This is a genomic window from Globicatella sanguinis NBRC 15551 (assembly GCF_001552295.1).
Classification (GTDB): domain Bacteria; phylum Bacillota; class Bacilli; order Lactobacillales; family Aerococcaceae; genus Globicatella; species Globicatella sanguinis.
Genome location: NZ_BCQX01000044.1, coordinates 1 through 18,065, shown reverse-complemented (window position 1 = coordinate 18,065; position 18,065 = coordinate 1). Strand labels below are relative to the sequence as shown.

Below are 18,065 nucleotides of genomic sequence, written 5' to 3'. Positions count from 1 at the left end.
CCAAAGGCAATAAAAAACGCTTTAACTAAAAGAAAAGGCTAGATCCTATTGCATAACCATGTTAAACACGATAAAATAGAATGGATAAAACTATCTCAAGTAAGAGATTTTGGGAGGCCATTATGGAAGAAGAAATTAGTCTAAAAGATTTGTTTAAGATTGTGAAAAAACATGTGTTTACAATCTTAGCTTTAACATTAATTGGGGCAATTTTGTCCTTAGTATTTATGAACTTTTTTGTGGAACCAAAGTATGAATCAGAAGCACAACTATTGGTTAATCAAAAAAGTACTGAACAACAAACAATTAACTATAATGAGATTCAATCAAATATTCAGTTAATTAATACTTATCGTGATGTCATTCGTAGTCAACAATTATTAACACAAGTTAGTGAAAATATTGGGGGAGCCTATACAACTGGTGAGTTATCTGATGCGGTATCAGTTAATCAACAAACCAATTCACAAATGTTTACCGTTAAAGTAGTCTTAGACGACCCAAGTGCTGCACAAAATGTATTAGCCAATATTACGACTTTATTTGACCAAACCTTAAGATCAATTTATGAAGCCGATATATCCAATATTTATGTCTTACAGCCAGCTTCATTTAATGCTAAACCTGTGTCACCAAGCGCAATTCTTTATTTGGCGATTGGAACTTTAATAGGTTTAGCTTTAAGTGTTCTTTATATATTAATTGCGGAAATGACTGATAACACGGTTAAAGATGTGGAGTTCTTACAACAATTAGGTTTAACTAACTTAGGTGAGATTAATATTATCTCAGACCGTGATGCTAAAAATGCCCGTTTAAGTCAACGTGGAACGAGAAGAGTAAAGGAGTAATTGAATAATGTTTGGAAATAAACGTAGAAAAAAAGAAAAGAACTTACAAAAAGAACAATCATTCGGTGCCCCTTTAATCGCTTATAATAATCCAAAATCAATCCATGCGGAACAATTTAGAACCATTCGTACTAATATTGAATTTGTTAATATTGATAAGCCAGTGCAGTCGATGATCGTAACGTCAAGTATACCAGCAGAAGGTAAGTCGACCATTTCATCTAACTTAGCTTATGTGATGGGTGCAACCGAGAAAAAAGTATTAATCGTTGATGCTGATATGCGTAAACCAACCGTTCATCGTACCTTTGCTTTAAACAATGAAAAAGGTTTATCAACGCTAATTTCACAACCAGATATTAAGTTTAATGAAGTAGTGCAATACAGTCCTGATTTAAATCTTTACTTAATGCCAGCCGGTCCGATTCCACCGAACCCAGCTGAATTATTAACTTCAGCACGGATGAACAGTATTATGGAAGAATTAAAAGGCTATTTTGATTTAATTATTTATGACACACCTCCAATCAGTGCTGTAACCGATGCACAAATTATGGCCACTAAAGTAGATGGGGTGGTCTTAGTGGTGCGTGAAGGTTATGTTACAAAAGACGAATTACGTAATTCAAAAGTCGCTTTAGATAATGTCAATGCCCGTATCTTTGGTTATGTCTTAAATGGCAGAGAATTATCGGATTCTGCGGGTTACTATGCTTATTATGGTTACTCAGAAGAGGCTTAAAGATGTTAGTAGATATTCATAGTCATCTCCTCCCCGGGGTAGATGATGGCGCCAAAGATATTGAAAATTCAATTGAATTAGCACAAGTTGCGGTGAGTGAAGGTGTCGAGCATTTAATCTTGACACCTCATCATTATAATAACCAATATGTTAATCATAAATATGATGTCATAAAAGCGACCGAAGAGTTACAAAAAATCTATGATCGTGCGGGCATCAATCTTAAGGTCTATCCTTCCCAAGAAATTCGTATTCATCATGATTTATTAGATAATATCTTATATAAGGATGATTATTTATCATTGGATGCGCGTGGCAAATATTACTTAATTGAAATGCCTACTAAGAGCGTTCCAGATTATGCCTTAGACTTACTTAAAGAGATGACCCAACAAGGTATGGTGCCCGTTATTGCGCATCCAGAACGTAATCATGCTTTTGCTAAAGATATTCGCTTATTGTATCAGTTTATTGAAGCAGGATGCTTATCGCAAGTAACCAGTCATTCGTATATTGGCTTTTATGGAGAAAAGTTACGCAAAATTAGTCAAGAGATGATAGAACATAATTTAATTCATATTATCTCTTCAGATGCCCATCATTTAGAATATCGCCCATTCAATATGCAGAATGCTTATGAACAAGTCGAACTGGATTATGATGCACGATTAGCTGAATATTTTAAAATGAATGCTGAAGCGGTGTTTAATGGTGATGATATTGTAAAGATGCGACCGAAAAAGAAAAAACGATTTGGCTTATTTTAATAGATCAGAAATGAAGTGAAGTAGATGAATAAACGATTAATTAATTTACTTATTATATTAATCAGTATTATGGTTGTTAATACTCAGACTATATTTGCCACTGAAACAAAAGCAACACTAGAGCCGATGTCCGTGCTATTATTAGGCATCGACACCGGCTCTTTAGGCCGAGTTGAGGTAGGACGCAGTGATGTGATAATGGTGATGACAATAAACCCTAAAACTAATCATATAACCTTAACGAGCATCCCACGCGATACCTATGTTGAAATAGTGGGTCAAGGTGTGATGGATAAAATCAATCATGCCTATGCCTTTGGTGGAGTTGAAATGGCGCGTGATACAGTTGAACATTTATTTGAAATACAAATAGATAATTATATTGTAGTAAATATGGCCGGTCTATGTGAGATTATCGATAGTTTAGGGGGAATAAAAGTTGTACCTCCAACATCTTTTGAAATAGATGGCAACTATTTTTATGAAGGAGAAGAAATCTTAATAGATGGTGAAGAGACACTTTCATATGTTAGGGAAAGATACACATCTGGTGGAGACTATGCTAGACAGGAACGTCAAAGACAAGTGGTTTCCGCGTTAATTAATAAGCTTGTCAAAAATAAAAAAATTAGTAACTATAAAAATCTATATTTATTATTTAGTAATAATGTAAAAACTGACATTGACTTTTTATCATTATTAAATATTATGGAACAAAAAAACTTCAGTTCATTTGAAATTGAATATTTTCAATTAATTGGCATTTCTCAAATGATTGATGGGATTTATTATGAAATACCGGATGATACGTCTATCAATACATTAAGGTCAATGTTTGATAAGCACTTATAATAGGGGGAAATAATGTTAACGAAAGAGAGAGATATTTTAGAATTTGGCCTTTGCATGATTGATATAATTAGTATCTTAATTAGTGTATATTTAGTTAGTTTATATCCTAATTCTAGTATTACTAAGGTAACACCAATTGTTTTAGTCTTTATTCATATTGCATCTTTCTATATGTCTAATTGTTTTAAGCATTTTTATAGAAGAGGTTATTTTGAAGAATTCAGAGCACTTTCTTACTATTCATTTAATATGATTATTAGTATAAGCTTATTTATTTTTTTAACAAAAGAAGTTATTTTTATATCTAGAAGAGGAATGATGTTATTTATTCCATTAAATTTTGTCTTATGTTATATTTCACATATTTTGGTAAAAATGTATAGTGGTGCAAAGAGTCATCAATCTCATGGTAAAAAAGTTTTTTTGATTACAACTATGGATAGATTGGATGCTATTGTTGAAACAATGAAAAATGCTAAATCGTGGGGAGGCAGTATTACTGCAGTTGCAATCGCGGATAATTTTAATGTAGAAGCAGAATTAATGAAAGCTTACTTTCCAGAAGCAACACTTGTGGGATGGGATATAATTGAAGAGTATGCAATTCAAAATGTTGTTGATGAAGTTTTTATAAATTTGTCCCGTGATTTAGATGATTTAGCTGTAGCTTTAGTAAAAAAATTTGAAGTTATGGGATTTGATATTAGTATGAATATTAGAAGTTTTGATGTACCTTCAGATACTATTAAAAAGGTAAGATCACTTGCTGGATTTCAAGTTGTAACATTTTCTCACGTTTTCCATAATGAAGGGGAAGTACTACTTAAAAGAATTATGGATATTATTGGGGGAATCGTGGGTCTACTGATTACAATTGTTATTTCAATTTTTTTAATTCCGTTAATTGTAATAGAGTCACCTGGATATCCTATTTATTCACAAAATAGGGTAGGAAAAAACGGTAGAATATTCAAATTTTATAAGTTCAGATCAATGTACAAAGATGCAGATAAAATGAAGGAAAAGCTATTAAAAAATAATACGATGGATGGCTTAATGTTCAAAATGGACGATGATCCAAGAATTACTAAAGTAGGGAAGTTCATTCGTAAAACAAGCATTGATGAATTACCACAGTTTTATAATGTTCTTAAAGGGGATATGAGTTTAGTTGGAACGAGACCTCCAACCGAAGATGAATATCGTAAGTACAGTGCTCATCACAAAAGACGTTTGAGCTTTAAACCAGGAATTACAGGTTTATGGCAAGTTAGTGGTAGAAGTGAAATAACAGATTTTGATGAAGTTGTAAAGTTAGACGTTGAATATATAACTAACTGGAATATTTGGTTAGATATTAAAATTTTATTGTTAACATTAAAAGTTGTGTTTTTAGGGAGAGGTGCTAAATGATAAATAATAGAGTGAATATTCTTGATGTAAATATAGATTTATTAACTGCATCTGATACTGTAAAAAAAGTTGAACAAGACTTTCTCTTACTTAATAAACCATTACATTTAATGGGAGTTAATGCGGATAAAATTCTACAATGTAGAGACAGTTATGAAATGAAGAAGATTGTCAATTCATGTGGGATTATTAATGCTGATGGAGCCTCTGTTGTTTTAGCAGGCAAATTTTTAAATAAGGTAATTCCAGAAAGAGTTACTGGAGTTGATTTAATGCAAGATTTATTAAAACTAGCTGAAGCTAAAGATTATAGTGTTTATTTTTTAGGAGCTAAACAAAAAGTATTAGACGACATGTTGAAGGAATTCGAAACAGTATATCCTAAATTAAATGTCGTTGGTAGTCAAAATGGTTATTTTAGTGATAATGAATGGGAAAAAATATTAGATAATCTACTTAAAATAAAACCGAAAATAGTATTTGTTGGCATTACTTCTCCAAAAAAAGAATTTTTGATTAAATATTTGATAGAGAACGGCGTAAATTCAGTTTTTATGGGAGTAGGCGGTAGTTTTGATGTTTTATCGGGGCATATTACGAGAGCACCAAAATGGATTCAAAAAATAAATATGGAATGGTTTTATAGAATGATGAAGGAACCAAGAAGACTGATGAAACGATATATCGTTGGAAATAGTCGATTTATTTTTCTTATTTTGAAAGAAAAATTAAAGGAGAACGGAATTGAAAGTATTAATAATAAGTAGCGTAGGTCTAGATATAAACGGGGTTTCAGATTTTATTTATCAATTTGTAAAAAATTCCAAAGGTAAAATTGAAATTTCTGTATTATCTAATTTACCCATATCCGAAGAAGAACTAGATAGATTTAAAAACTTAGGGATTACTGTATATCGAATTGAGTGTAGAAAAAGTAATCCTTTAAAATACATGTTTAAATTATTATCATTGTTAAGAAAGGATAAGTTTGATATTATACATACCAATGGTAGTAGTTCAACCTTACTATTTGAATTGCTACCTGCATGGTTTGCTGGAGTAAAAGTGCGAATCGCTCATAGTCACAATACTACCAGTCAATATCAAACTTTACATAATTTTTTAAAGTTTCCGTTTAGTAAATTGTATACACATGCATTAAGTTGTGGAAAAGAAGCAGGAAAGTGGCTTTTTGGATCTGAAAAATTCACTGTAATTCCAAATGGAAGAGATGTTGAAAAATTTAGGTTTAACAAATTAAAAAGAGAAAAATTTAGAGAACAGAACAATCTTAAAGAGCAGGATATTTTAATTGGACATGTTGGACTTTTTAACGAACAAAAAAACCAAAAGTTTATTATTGATATTTTTGATTTACTAAAAAAAGACACAAATTATTATTTAGTTTTAGTTGGAGATGGGGCGAAATTTGAATTTATTAAAGAATATGCAAATAGTAAAAATTTAAATTCAAGAATAATTTACACTGGATTGGTAAAAAATGTAGAAGATATTATTTCAGCATGTGATTTAATGATATTACCAAGTTTATATGAAGGATTGCCTTTAGTTGCAGTAGAGTGGCAAATTAATGGTTGCAAAAGTTTAATTTCCGATAGAGTAACTACTGATTGCAAGTTAACTGATTTAGTACGATTTTTACCTATTGATAATCCAGAAGTATGGAAAAATGAAATTTTATCAATAAACTATGATTATAGAGATAGTCAAGATAGTAAGAAGTATATTGAAGAAATAGTAAATAAAAATTATGATATCGATAGTACAGTAGAAAATTTACTTGAATTTTATTACAAAGCTGTAAATAAATAGGAGGATAGAAAATGAAAGTAATAGTTGCGTTTGGAACAAGACCGGAAGCTATTAAGATGGCTCCATTGATACTAGAATTAAAAAAACATAAAGAGGTTGATGTGGTGATTTGTTCTACGGGACAACATCGTGAGATGCTAGATCAAGTTCTAAGCATTTTTAACATTACACCGGATTATGATTTAGAAATTATGACAAAAAACCAAACGTTATTTTCCATAACATCTTCTATTTTAGAAAAAGCAAAAGATGTGTTAATGAAGGAAGAACCAGATTTAGTTTTAGTGCATGGAGATACAACAAGTGCCTTTACAATTGCTTTAGCGGCATTTTATTTAGGGATAAAAGTTGGTCATGTGGAAGCAGGGCTTAGAACATATAATTTACGTAGTCCTTTCCCAGAAGAATTTAATAGACAAGCAATTGGCGTTGTTTCTGAGTTAAATTTTACACCAACAGAACTAACTAAGCAAAATTTACTAAATGAAGCAAAAAATCCAGACAGTATTTTCGTTACAGGAAATACCGTCATTGATGCTTTAAAGTATACATTAAAAGACGATTATACGCATCCAATCCTAGAATGGGTAGGAGATGATAAAATGATCTTGATTACAGCACATCGAAGAGAAAATTTGGGTCAACCAATGAGAAATATGTTTAATGCAATCAAGCGTGTACTTCAAGAATATCCAAATATTAAAGTTGTATATCCAATTCATAAGAATCCTAAAGTAAGAGAAATAGCAAATGAAGTGTTTTCAAGTAAATTTGGAAGAGTAAAGTTAATTGAACCTTTAGAAGTTGTTGATTTTCATAATTTCATGAACAAAAGTTTTTTAATTCTAACAGACTCTGGTGGTGTTCAAGAAGAAGCGCCTTCAATGGGGGTACCAGTATTGGTAATGAGAGATACGACAGAGAGACCTGAAGGTGTGGTAGCGGGAACATTGAAATTAGTTGGGACGGAAGAGGAAAATATTTATAATAATTTCATTGAATTGATGGAAAGAACTGATGTATATAATAAAATGTCAAATTCTTCAAATCCATATGGTGATGGTAATGCGAGTAAAAAAATATATGAAATAATTTCAAGAATCTATAATAATGGTGGTCATAATGAGTCTTAAAAGATTTTCAGAAAGTATTTTGTATTTTTTGTTTTTTGTTAGTTTTTTTGAACCAAATATTATTAACATTTTACCTAACTTGGCATTTTTGGGTACAATATTTGTGTTATTAAGAATTTTAATCACAATTATATATATACCAAAAAGTTTAATTTACACCAAAATAAATATTATGGATTTGTTAATCTTTTGTTTTCTGTTTTCTCAAGTTCTTGCTTCAATCGTTAATAAGACTTTCTATTTTACATATGGATTAAGTATATTAAATTATTTTGGTGCATATTGTTTTTTGAAACTAAATTTTCAAAGAGGAAATATAAAATTAATAAAAGAAATTTTGATGTATTTATCTATCTTTATGATTGTTCAAGTTTTAACTCAGATAATCTTTAAAAGTGGTTTTGATTCTACTAATATTATTGGAGATAGTAGAGAATATTTTTTAGGCAGAAAAAATGCTATGACACCATATTTATTATTATATATGACATTATTATCATACTATTATGAATTACATGATATTCATAAGTTTAACTTTCGGCAAGTAATACTTATTTTATTTTTGGCAATATTTTCTCAGTCCGCAACGACTTTATTAACCTCGATTTCTTTTCTTTTTTTATTAACATTTAGAAAAGTACTGATTGAAAAATATGATTTAAAAAGAGTGTTGTTAATATTATATTTTTTAGTAACGTTTTTATTTTCAACTGGTAGTACGAATAACGTGGTTTTTAAAATAATTAGTGGTATTTTTAATCGAGATGTTACTTTTTCAGGTCGATTACAAATATGGGATTTAGCTATTTTATACTTTAAAAAGAACTTTATTTGGGGTGCTGGATTAGATTTAACGTTTGTACCTTGGACTAACTCATTAGTCGTTAATACTGCACATAATTATTTGTTCGATTTAGCAGCAAGATTCGGAATAATTACAATAATCTTTTTTATTATTATTGTTTTAAAAAACTTTAATTCTAAGGATAATCTATTAATTATTTCATTTTTTTCTTATTTAATGTATACACTTGTAGAATTTAGTCCGACAATCTTTTTTATCTTTTTTAACGGAATCATTTGGGGTAATTATTTTAAAAATAAGCATTCAGTAGGTGAAGAAAGTGCATAGAATTTTGGTCAAAATTTTAAATAAAATTTATTATCGTTTTTTTTCAATTTACTCAAAGATATTGAATGTTTCGTTGAAATATTTTAAAGATGAATCCTTAGAAAGGGAAAGAGCTGACATAATTGTTAGCTGTACAACGATTCCTAGTAGGCTTGATAAAATAAATTTAATGTTAAGGTCATTATTAAATCAAACTATCACACCAAAATTAATAGTTATCTACGCAAGTGTTGAAGATTTTCCAGAAAAAGATATTGAAAAAAATATCATTAATAGCGATCTAATTAAAGTAATCTATAAAGAGGAAAATTTAAAATCTCATAAAAAGTATATATATTCGTTTCTAGAGTTTAACAATTCACCAGTAATAACAGTTGATGATGATATTATTTATCCATCTAAAATGATTGAAAAACTGTTAGCATCATATAACAAATATCCGAATGCAATTTCATGTATGAGATGTCATAGAATTAAATTTTCAGGTAATGAAATACTCCCGTATCATATGTGGGACTATGAATATGCATTTGATATGAAGCCTTCGCATCTAAATTTTTTAACTAGCGGAGGAGGTACTTTATTTCCGCCTAATTGTTTAATTGACGTGGCATTTGATAAAGACCTAATTAAAGAATTATCTTTTACCGCTGATGATGTATGGTTAAATTTTATGGCTTATTTATCTAAAGTTAAAGTGGTGAAAGCTACTTTTTGGAAAGGAACTCCAGTTGTAATTAATGATACACAAGAAGTTTCATTATTGTCAGAAAACGTTAATAATGGGAAAAATGATATCTACATTCAAAATTTAATTTCTTATTTTCATTCTGATTGGTTAAAAAGGGGAGAAAACAATGATTGAAAATTTTAAAAAAGGGATCTTATATACGGCAATTGCTAAATACTCGAATGTTGTTATTCAATTATTAACAACATCAATACTGAGTCGGATTCTAACGCCAGAAGAATATGGTGTAATTGCTGTTGTAAATGTCTTTATAATTTTCTTTCAAATGTTAGCTGATTTTGGTATTGGTCCTGCTATAATTCAAAGTAATATTCTAAATAAGAATGATATTAATAACTTATTTGGTTTAACAATTGTAGTAGGCCTTATTATTTCAGTTATTTTTGCTTTTTTAGGAATTCCAATATCATATATTTATAATGACCAACGATACATTTTTATTTGTGTACTACTTTCAATTTCACTCTTTTTTTATACTTGTACAATTGTACCTCAAGCACTATTGTTAAAAAAAGTAAAATTTAAAGAAGTTAATATGATTACGCTACTTTGTAATTTATTAGTTGGTATATCTTCAGTTATTTTTGCCTTGAATAATTTTAGTTTTTATTCAATTATTTTAGGTAATATACTAAGAAGTGTTGGCTTATTTATTGGTTTCTTTTATTTTGAAAGAATTATACCTTCAAAAAAAATAGATATAAAATCCTTCAAAAAAATTTCTAGTTTTTCAAATAATCAATTTGGCTTTAATTTTATAAATTATTTCGCAAGAAATTTAGATAATTTGTTGATTGGTCGTTTTATTAACCCGCAAGCTCTTGGATATTATGAAAAAGGATATCAGTTATCCTTGTACCCAAATCAAATATTATCACAAGTTATTACTCCTGTTATACAGCCGTTATTAAAAGATTATATTAATAAAAAAGATATTATGTACAAATATTATTTGGCGATTTCGAAAATTCTAATTTTAATAGGACTTCCAATTTCAATATTTTGTTTTTTTAATGCTGAAAGCATAATTATTTTTCTATTTGGAAATCAGTGGAGAGAAAGTATTGTAATTTTTCAGCTCTTATCAATATCTATATGGATGCAAATGGCTAATAGTTGTACAGGAGCATTCTATCAGTCTGCTGATAGAACTGATTTATTATTTAGAGTTGGTTTAGTTACCTCTTTAATCAATATTATTGCAATTATTATTGGAATTGTTTTTAATAATATAAAAATGATTGCATTAATGTTAATTATATCGTTTTCATTAAGTTTGTTAATTAATATTATTATTATAAACAGAATACTTTTCAGTTCGCAAATAAGAATTTATTTTTTTAACTTAAAAGGAGTATCGTTTTCTTCAATAATTTACATTTTTGTAAGTTTAGTTATTTCAATTAATTTTGATAACGATTTAATCACTTTGATTTTAAATTTTGGTGTATTATTATTAATTATACTACCGTCATATTATTTGACTGGTGAAATTAAATTTTTAAAGAGTTTTATTAAAGTGGGCATTATAGAATAGTAAAGAATGGTTAGGTGGAATAAATTGAAAATTTTATATGTAAATACATTTTATAATGAGGCTGCAGGTGCTCAAAAAAGTACCAAACTATTAGCGGAATCAATGGCTAATCTTGGGAATGAAGTGCATGTTTTTACTATTGATTCCAATAAAAATAATCATTCGGAGATTATTAATGATGTAACAGTTCATAGAACAAAAACTTTTCTTTATAATCCATACTATTTCATAAGAAAAAAACGAAGTAAATTTATCATGTTTTTATATAAAATTTCAGAGTTATTTAATTTGGAATCATTATTTTTATTTAATAGAATATTAGATGAAGTAAAACCAGATATTGTTCATTTCAATTCAACCACTGGAATTTCAATTTTCACTTTTATTAGTGCAAAAAATAGAAAAATTAGAAGTATATTAACTTTACGAGACTATTGGTTAATCTATCCTTTAGGGGAAAAGAAAAATAAATTGATTGATATTATTAATTCAGTTCTCGTCAAAATAACTAGTAGTTGCTTAAAAAATATTAATTATGTAACTTCTCCATCAAAATTTACATTAGATAAATTTTTTGAAAAAAAAGTTTTAGATTCAAAAAATTTGAATTTTGAAGTAATACCTAATGCAGTTAAAATGGATGAGGAAGAAATTAAGAATATCATATCGAACCGCATTAGAGACATTGATAAGTTTAGAAAAAGTGACCATCCTATTAAATTTTTATTTGTAGGATCCATTATGGAGATTAAAGGGGTTTTATTTTTAATTGAAGAATTTAGTGGATATAATAAAAGATTTCATTTAGATATAATTGGTAAAGGTGCTAAAGTAGACGTGGTTGTTCAATCTACTTCTAATTGTGACAATATAAATTACTTAGGGTTTAAAACTGGGGAGGAATTAAAAGCTGAATTTATTTCTCATGATATACTCATTGTGCCTTCGTTATGGGATGAACCTTTTGGTAGAGTCGTAGTTGAAGGTAATAATTTTGGATTACCTGTAATTACTTCAAATAAGGGGGGAATGCCAGAAATACTAAATAAAACTGGTGGAGGGGAAATATTTAACCCAGACATTGAGGGTGATTTATTAAATAAAATAAATAAAGTTGTTAATGTAAATAATTTATTAGATTATTATAGAAAAATCGGTAATAATATAATGTATTATGATATAAAAAATCAAGTGTCAATGTTTTTAAATGTGTATAATAAGCTGGTTGATTAATTAAAATTTTTTCATGAGGAGAATATATTTGAAAAGTAATCGAATTAGTTGGATAGATAATTTAAAAACTTTCGGTGTTATTTTAGTAGTGTTTGGTCATTTTTCTCCCAATATATTTTTTTCAAAAATTATATATAGTTTTCATATGCCATTATTCTTTTTTCTATCTGGATTTTTAAGGAAAGATAGAAATTTTAAGTCTGTTTTGAGTACTAAAAGTAAATCAATATTGTTACCATATTTGATTCTTTCTATTATTTCATTTCCATTTGGAATATTGAGAGATTACGCATTTAATATTGAAATATCCTGGTCAGAAAGAATATTACAGTTATTTTTTTGGAATGGAAGTGTTGGGTGGAATAGTCCACTTTGGTTTCTGTTAGTCTTATATTTAATTGAAATTATTTATGCTTTAATACTAAATTTTACAAACAGGATAAATATAGTTTTAATTATGTTATTGGTAATTGGTTATTTTATGTATATTAACCAAATTATTTTGCCTCTAGGTATCCATATAGTTATGTGGATGCTACCTATATATATAATGGGAAATAAAATTAATAACGAAAAAATAATTAGTTATAGAAATAAGGATCAATATATTATTCTAATTGGATTGTTTTTGTTAATTTTGAATATTTTTATTTCTATTAATTCAAAAAATTCAATTTCTGTTTATGAAATGAGGCTTAACAATTATTTCATTTTTTATTTAAATGCTTTACTTGGAATATTTGGATTATTTATTATTTTTTCGTACACAAAATATAATGTATTTTCAGAATTTATAGTTAAACATTCAATTTTTATAGTTTGTACACATTATTTTCACCTGTATTTTTTTCAAATATGTGATAAATTATTACCGTCACCAATATTTTTTAATCAATCAATTGCTTCAAGCATATTTATGACTTTATTTACATTTAGTACATATATTATATTCTTTTATATTTTAGAAAATCATTTTAAAAATTCCTTGATTTTGAAATATTTTTAATGTTGAGGTGGTTAAATTTTGGAAAATTTACTTGTTGCTGGCGGTGCAGGGTTCATGGGTGCTAATTTTGTTAGATACTTGCTAAAACAGAGAAACAATTATTATATAACGATTGTTGATTCTCTTACTTATTCTGGCAATTTGTCTAATTTAACTGGAATTGATAAATCCAGATATTCGTTTGTACATGGAAATATATTAGATAATAAACTTATGGATAATTTAGTGAAAAAAACAGATATTGTAATTAATTTTGCAGCGGAAACGCACAATGATAATTCTATTTACTCCTCATCTCAATTTATTCAAACAAATATTGTTGGTACATATAATTTAATTGAAGCCTGTAGGATTCATAATAAACGATATCATCATATTTCTACAGATGAAGTTTTTGGTGATATACCCTTAGACAGTGAAAAGTTTTTTAGTGAAATTTCTCCATATAATCCCTCTAGTCCTTACTCTAGTTCAAAAGCTTCATCCGATTTGTTGGTTAAAGCATGGATAAAAACATATGGATTAAAAGCAACTATTTCAAATAGTACTAATAATTATGGTTGTTTTCAACATGTTGAAAAATTTATTCCCCGCCAAATAACAAATTTAATTCGAAATAGTAAGCCAGTATTGTATGGGAATGGTTGCAATATTAGAGACTGGATACACGTAGATGATCATTCTTCAGCCATCTTGAAGATAATTGAAGATGGAACCATTGGAGAATCTTATCTCATTGGAGGTAATAATGAATTATCAAATTTTCAAGTTTTACAAAATTTGTTATATATTTTCGATAAACCTGTAGACTTTTTTGAAAATGTTCCTGACAGATTGGGACATGATATGAGGTATTCAGTAGATACTTCAAAATTGAGAAAAATCTTAAATTGGCATCCAATTCGTAATGATTTTCAATATGAATTAAAAAAAATTGTAGATTGGTATATAGATAACGAAAAATGGTGGTTGTCTTCTAAATTAGCTAGTGAAAATAAATATAAAAGTAGAAATTTATAACCCTAAGATTTATTATTTTAATGAGCACTATGGGTTCATGAAATTTTCTTAAATTTTGTTTAATATTGAGACTATTGTTCATAAAATATTAGATGATCTAATATATAATTATTTTATCTGTCAATTAATTTTATTTAAGTGATATTTTTTATTTGGTGCGGAAATACGTATTTGTTGAATTATTTGAGGTAATCATTATTAATTATTAGAAAGAGGTATTGTCATGTCTAAAGTTAGAAAAGCGGTCATTCCAGCAGCGGGTTTAGGAACACGTTTCTTACCTGCCACCAAAGCGATTGCGAAAGAAATGATTCCGATTGTAGATAAACCTGCAATCCAATTCATCGTGGAAGAGGCTTTAGCCTCAGGGATTGAGGAAATTTTAATTGTTACTGGAAAAAGTAAACGTGCGATTGAAGACCACTTTGACTCCAATATTGAGTTAGAATCTAATCTTGAAATGAAAGGGAAACAAGAATTATTAGACCTTGTTCGTGAAACAACGGGCATCAGAATGTTCTTTGTGCGTCAACCTTATCCAAAAGGCTTAGGGGATGCGGTTTTACAAGCAGAAAGCTTTATTGGTGACGAACCTTTTGTGGTGATGTTAGGAGACGACATTATGCTAGATGAAGTACCTCTTACGAAACAATTGATCGATAGCTATGAACAAAATCATGCGTCTAACATTGCGGTAATGAAAATGCCAATGGAAGACATCAGTAAATATGGGGTTATTGATATTGAAAGCCAATTAACAGAAGGTTTATACAATGTGAAAAAATTCGTTGAAAAGCCTAAAATGGAAGAAGCACCCAGTGACTTAGCGATTATCGGTCGTTATTTATTAACGCCAGAAATCTTCGAGTTATTAGAAAAACAAGAAGTCGGGGCGGGTGGCGAAGTTCAGTTGACCGATGCGATTGATACCTTAAACAAAACCCAACGTGTTTTTGCGAAAGAGTTCAAAGGCCAACGTTTTGACGTGGGTAACAAATTAGAATTCATGAAATCGAGTATTTTAGTTGGTTTAGAACATGAAGAAATCGGCGAAGAATTAACCGAATTCGTGAAGAAGTTAACTGAGAATTTATATTAGAAGAAAGTAGACAGCACTTTGATAGTACTGTCTACTTTTGGCTCTTTGTCAAAAGGTGGGTATTGCCATCAAATAGCTCCACCCGTGCCAATGTGAGCTCCGCCCTTTGCCAATTTTTGCTCCACTTGTGCCAAATATAGCTCCACCTCATTTAATAGCACTTAAAGCCCCATAAAAGGGCTTTAAGCTTGGAACACCTTATCGTATTCCCATACGCTCGCGCATGGAAATTTGCCCATCTATGAGGATATGGTAGGCATTGTGAACGATGCGGTCTAGTATGGCATCTGCTAACTGGACACTTTCAATTTTTTGGTGCCAGCCCTCTGGAGCGAATTGTGAACAGAAGATAGTAGAAGTTTTATTTAATCGTCCTTCTATCACTTCTAGTAAATACAGGGAGTCCTCTTGACTAATCGGAGTCAGTAGCCATTCGTCAAGAATTAAGAGTTCATACTTACTGTAACTCTTTATGATTTTACGATAGGGTCCACTTCCATCACGTTTGGCGATCTTTAGCTCATCAATCAACTCTGGTAGCCTAATATATTTGACCCGTTTGAATTGCCTACAAGCCTGGATACCGAACGCATTAGCTATCCAAGTCTTCCCATTGCCAGATGCTCCCATAAGGATGATATTTTGTTTATTTTCTAGATAGGTTCCTGTCGCTAATCGTTGAATTAAATCCCTATCTAAATGACGGTCGGCATGATAATGAATATTTTCAATATAAGCTTCTGGATTGGAAAAAGTAGCTTGATTGATTAGCCGATTCAACTTATTGTTCTGCCTCTTGGCATATTCGTGGTCAATCAATAAAGTTAACCTTTCTTCAAAGCTCATGGCTTGGTAGTCTTGGTTATTCATTTGCTGCTCATAGGCTTCAGCCATCCCGCTAAGTCGCATGGCTTTCATTTTATTTAGTGTTTCTTGTTTAACCATTATTTTTTCCTCCCAAAGTAATCTGCCCCTCGGACAAAACCGTGTTGTTCATCTTGTTTTTGTTGAACTGCCTCTTGATGGGTGGGGCGATTCGTTTCTTCCTTTATGATTTGTTTAAATGTCGATAAAGTCGGTTGCTTAGCGATGTCCAGTAGGATTTCACTCGTCTGTTCTATTATAGCTAGCGAATGTTGCTCCTTTAATCGTTGAATGCCTGCGATCATTCTTAGCGCTCGCTTCTCCACCTGTTGAGCTAATATCTTATCAATCAGTGCTTGGGTTGCTGGACCGATTGTTTGTGCCCAATTCCGGCTAGAATCGGGAGTGTGATCCAGATAGAGCCGATGATGGTCAGGCATATGATCCTTGTTCGTGCTATAAATTCCTATGTCACCATGAATTCGTTTATGAGATGCAATTCGCCCCTGATTGAAGTAAACTTCTAGTAAGTCCTGAGTGAGGCGTACCTCGACCTGACTTTGGACGTATTCATAAGGGACGGAGTAGTAGTTCTTGTCTACTTGGATATGATAATTAGTTTGGACTTTAGCTACTCTCCAGTCCGTTAGTTGAAATCGGGGTTGTCTAACCGGGGTGAGATATTCCCATTCTTCTTCTTCGAAGACGCTCTGTCTTGAGCCAAGCTTCTTTTGGAAAGGGGCAGTGGTAATTTCTTCTAACTTCTGAAAAATCAGCTCATTTAATTCATGAAGATAGAAACACTGGACATTCCTCAAGGCGGCAATGATTTGACGACTCGCTAGCCCGACACTTGATTCAACAGATGGTTTGTCTTTCGGTTTTTCTACACGTGCTGGGACAACAACGGTTCCGTAATAATCAGCTAAATCTTGATAAGCAGCATTCAGCTTAGGCTCCGCATAGTTGGGCGTTTGAATCCCCGTTTTCAAATTATCTGGAGACAAGAGTTCTGGGACACCATTGAAGTACTCAAAAGCATGAATGTGAGCAGTCAACCAACTAGGAGAAGTCATATCTAGAAAGCCTTCCACATAGAAATGCTGACTGAATGGCAGACAAGCCACAAAGAGATAAACATCAATATCAGGGCCACCAGCTAAATCTTTTAAAGATAAAGTTGCGCCCGCCCAATCTACTTCTAATATTTCGCCAGGCTTCCGTTTCAATGGCATCGTGACTTTATACTTGCGAGCATAGTCTCCGTAGAAGCGACAATAAGATCGATAGGAATAGCCCATCAAGCCATCCTCTTTAGCGCGATCCTTATACTCCTTATGTAATAAAGTCAGTGACATGTGCTTCTTCCCCAATTCCTTATGAACATATTCCCAGTCTTCTTGATAATAGCCTTTGGCTACCGGCGTCTTTTCTGGAAAAAGAAAGGTCTCCAACCATTGATTGGTCATCTCATCTTCAAGAGAACTTAAGTCTCGAGCTTCAGCTCTTTCAACCACCTCCCTAATTGTGTGTCTGGAACTACCGACGAGACTTTCAATTGTTCGCTGACTCGTTCCTGAAAACGTCAATTCCAGTATTCTGCGATAATTAATCACAAAAAATACCCCCTTATAATATATTCATGCTGGAATTCAGCATGTAAGCCTATTATAAGGGGGTTATTCATTTAAGTGGGGCTCATATTGGCAATGGGTGGAGTCATTTTTGGCACAAGTGGAGCAAAAATTGGCAAAGGGCGGAGCTCACATTGGCACGAGTGGAGCTTTGGGATGGCAATATTCAAAAGGTGTGGGTCACGGAATTTTTGTAAA

The 18,065-nt window shown here is 30.7% G+C and carries 17 protein-coding genes; 15 read left to right on the top strand and 2 right to left on the bottom strand.

What is annotated here, in order from left to right:
• Window positions 1-122: 122 nt before the first annotated feature.
• From GSA01S_RS05280 to galU, 15 genes are all read left to right on the top strand, one after another.
• The gene (locus GSA01S_RS05280; RefSeq protein ID WP_066125550.1) at window positions 123-851 is read left to right on the top strand and encodes a YveK family protein; all 729 of its coding nucleotides are present in this window, start codon (window positions 123-125) and stop codon (window positions 849-851) included.
• A 7-nt stretch (window positions 852-858) separates the two neighbouring features.
• On the top strand, window positions 859-1,593 hold the full coding sequence (locus GSA01S_RS05275) for a CpsD/CapB family tyrosine-protein kinase (protein WP_066125548.1): 735 nt from the start codon (window positions 859-861) through the stop codon (window positions 1,591-1,593).
• A gap of 2 nt (window positions 1,594-1,595) precedes the next feature.
• Window positions 1,596-2,360 (top strand): tyrosine-protein phosphatase, encoded by a 765-nt coding sequence (locus GSA01S_RS05270; RefSeq protein ID WP_066125546.1) that lies wholly within the window; start codon window positions 1,596-1,598, stop codon window positions 2,358-2,360.
• A 24-nt stretch (window positions 2,361-2,384) separates the two neighbouring features.
• Window positions 2,385-3,212: an LCP family protein gene (locus GSA01S_RS05265; RefSeq protein WP_066125544.1), complete on the top strand. Its 828-nt coding sequence runs from the start codon at window positions 2,385-2,387 to the stop codon at window positions 3,210-3,212.
• Window positions 3,213-3,224: 12 nt separating this feature from the next.
• The gene (locus tag GSA01S_RS05260; RefSeq protein ID WP_066125542.1) at window positions 3,225-4,625 is read left to right on the top strand and encodes a sugar transferase; all 1,401 of its coding nucleotides are present in this window, start codon (window positions 3,225-3,227) and stop codon (window positions 4,623-4,625) included.
• The gene (locus GSA01S_RS05255) at window positions 4,625-5,392 is read left to right on the top strand and encodes a WecB/TagA/CpsF family glycosyltransferase (protein WP_217994631.1); all 768 of its coding nucleotides are present in this window, start codon (window positions 4,625-4,627) and stop codon (window positions 5,390-5,392) included. Before GSA01S_RS05260 ends, GSA01S_RS05255 begins: the two co-directional genes overlap by 1 nt.
• The gene (locus GSA01S_RS05250; RefSeq protein WP_066125538.1) at window positions 5,370-6,458 is read left to right on the top strand and encodes a glycosyltransferase family 1 protein; all 1,089 of its coding nucleotides are present in this window, start codon (window positions 5,370-5,372) and stop codon (window positions 6,456-6,458) included. The genes GSA01S_RS05255 and GSA01S_RS05250 overlap by 23 nt, the downstream gene beginning before the upstream one ends.
• Before the next feature lie 11 nt (window positions 6,459-6,469).
• Complete coding sequence (wecB, locus tag GSA01S_RS05245) at window positions 6,470-7,591, top strand: non-hydrolyzing UDP-N-acetylglucosamine 2-epimerase (RefSeq protein ID WP_066125536.1); 1,122 nt, start codon at window positions 6,470-6,472, stop codon at window positions 7,589-7,591.
• Entirely contained in the window at window positions 7,581-8,723 is a 1,143-nt protein-coding gene (locus GSA01S_RS05240; RefSeq protein ID WP_066125534.1) for an O-antigen ligase family protein, read from the top strand. Before wecB ends, GSA01S_RS05240 begins: the two co-directional genes overlap by 11 nt.
• Window positions 8,716-9,588 carry a glycosyltransferase gene (locus GSA01S_RS05235; protein ID WP_066125532.1) on the top strand — a complete coding sequence of 291 codons (873 nt, stop codon included), beginning with the start codon at window positions 8,716-8,718 and terminating at the stop codon, window positions 9,586-9,588. The genes GSA01S_RS05240 and GSA01S_RS05235 overlap by 8 nt, the downstream gene beginning before the upstream one ends.
• Window positions 9,581-11,011: a lipopolysaccharide biosynthesis protein gene (locus GSA01S_RS05230; protein WP_066125530.1), complete on the top strand. Its 1,431-nt coding sequence runs from the start codon at window positions 9,581-9,583 to the stop codon at window positions 11,009-11,011. Before GSA01S_RS05235 ends, GSA01S_RS05230 begins: the two co-directional genes overlap by 8 nt.
• Before the next feature lie 24 nt (window positions 11,012-11,035).
• The gene (locus GSA01S_RS05225; protein WP_066125528.1) at window positions 11,036-12,244 is read left to right on the top strand and encodes a glycosyltransferase; all 1,209 of its coding nucleotides are present in this window, start codon (window positions 11,036-11,038) and stop codon (window positions 12,242-12,244) included.
• Window positions 12,245-12,272: 28 nt separating this feature from the next.
• Window positions 12,273-13,250 (top strand): acyltransferase family protein, encoded by a 978-nt coding sequence (locus GSA01S_RS05220; RefSeq protein WP_066125527.1) that lies wholly within the window; start codon window positions 12,273-12,275, stop codon window positions 13,248-13,250.
• Window positions 13,251-13,265: 15 nt separating this feature from the next.
• Window positions 13,266-14,270: a dTDP-glucose 4,6-dehydratase gene (gene rfbB, locus GSA01S_RS05215; RefSeq protein WP_217994630.1), complete on the top strand. Its 1,005-nt coding sequence runs from the start codon at window positions 13,266-13,268 to the stop codon at window positions 14,268-14,270.
• A gap of 223 nt (window positions 14,271-14,493) precedes the next feature.
• Window positions 14,494-15,369 carry a UTP--glucose-1-phosphate uridylyltransferase GalU gene (gene galU / locus GSA01S_RS05210; RefSeq protein WP_066125524.1) on the top strand — a complete coding sequence of 292 codons (876 nt, stop codon included), beginning with the start codon at window positions 14,494-14,496 and terminating at the stop codon, window positions 15,367-15,369.
• A 198-nt stretch (window positions 15,370-15,567) separates the two neighbouring features.
• Here galU and istB read toward each other — a convergent pair whose 3' ends face one another.
• The gene (gene istB, locus GSA01S_RS05205) at window positions 15,568-16,314 is read right to left on the bottom strand and encodes an IS21-like element helper ATPase IstB (protein ID WP_066125522.1); all 747 of its coding nucleotides are present in this window, start codon (window positions 16,312-16,314) and stop codon (window positions 15,568-15,570) included.
• Complete coding sequence (istA, locus tag GSA01S_RS05200) at window positions 16,314-17,849, bottom strand: IS21 family transposase (RefSeq protein ID WP_066125521.1); 1,536 nt, start codon at window positions 17,847-17,849, stop codon at window positions 16,314-16,316. The genes istB and istA overlap by 1 nt, the downstream gene beginning before the upstream one ends.
• Window positions 17,850-18,065: the final 216 nt, after the last annotated feature.

Excerpts from the sequence above, each read along its gene's own strand:
- GSA01S_RS05280 (WP_066125550.1), top strand. The coding sequence starts at position 123 with ATGGAAGAAGAAATTAGTCTAAAAGATTTGTTTAAGATTGTGAAAAAA.
- GSA01S_RS05260 (WP_066125542.1), top strand. The coding sequence starts at position 3,225 with ATGTTAACGAAAGAGAGAGATATTTTAGAATTTGGCCTTTGCATGATT.
- GSA01S_RS05275 (WP_066125548.1), top strand. The coding sequence starts at position 859 with ATGTTTGGAAATAAACGTAGAAAAAAAGAAAAGAACTTACAAAAAGAA.
- wecB (WP_066125536.1), top strand. The coding sequence starts at position 6,470 with ATGAAAGTAATAGTTGCGTTTGGAACAAGACCGGAAGCTATTAAGATG.
- GSA01S_RS05270 (WP_066125546.1), top strand. The coding sequence starts at position 1,596 with ATGTTAGTAGATATTCATAGTCATCTCCTCCCCGGGGTAGATGATGGC.
- GSA01S_RS05240 (WP_066125534.1), top strand. The coding sequence starts at position 7,581 with ATGAGTCTTAAAAGATTTTCAGAAAGTATTTTGTATTTTTTGTTTTTT.
- galU (WP_066125524.1), top strand. The coding sequence starts at position 14,494 with ATGTCTAAAGTTAGAAAAGCGGTCATTCCAGCAGCGGGTTTAGGAACA.
- istB (WP_066125522.1), bottom strand. The coding sequence starts at position 16,314 with ATGGTTAAACAAGAAACACTAAATAAAATGAAAGCCATGCGACTTAGC.
- GSA01S_RS05265 (WP_066125544.1), top strand. The coding sequence starts at position 2,385 with ATGAATAAACGATTAATTAATTTACTTATTATATTAATCAGTATTATG.
- GSA01S_RS05230 (WP_066125530.1), top strand. The coding sequence starts at position 9,581 with ATGATTGAAAATTTTAAAAAAGGGATCTTATATACGGCAATTGCTAAA.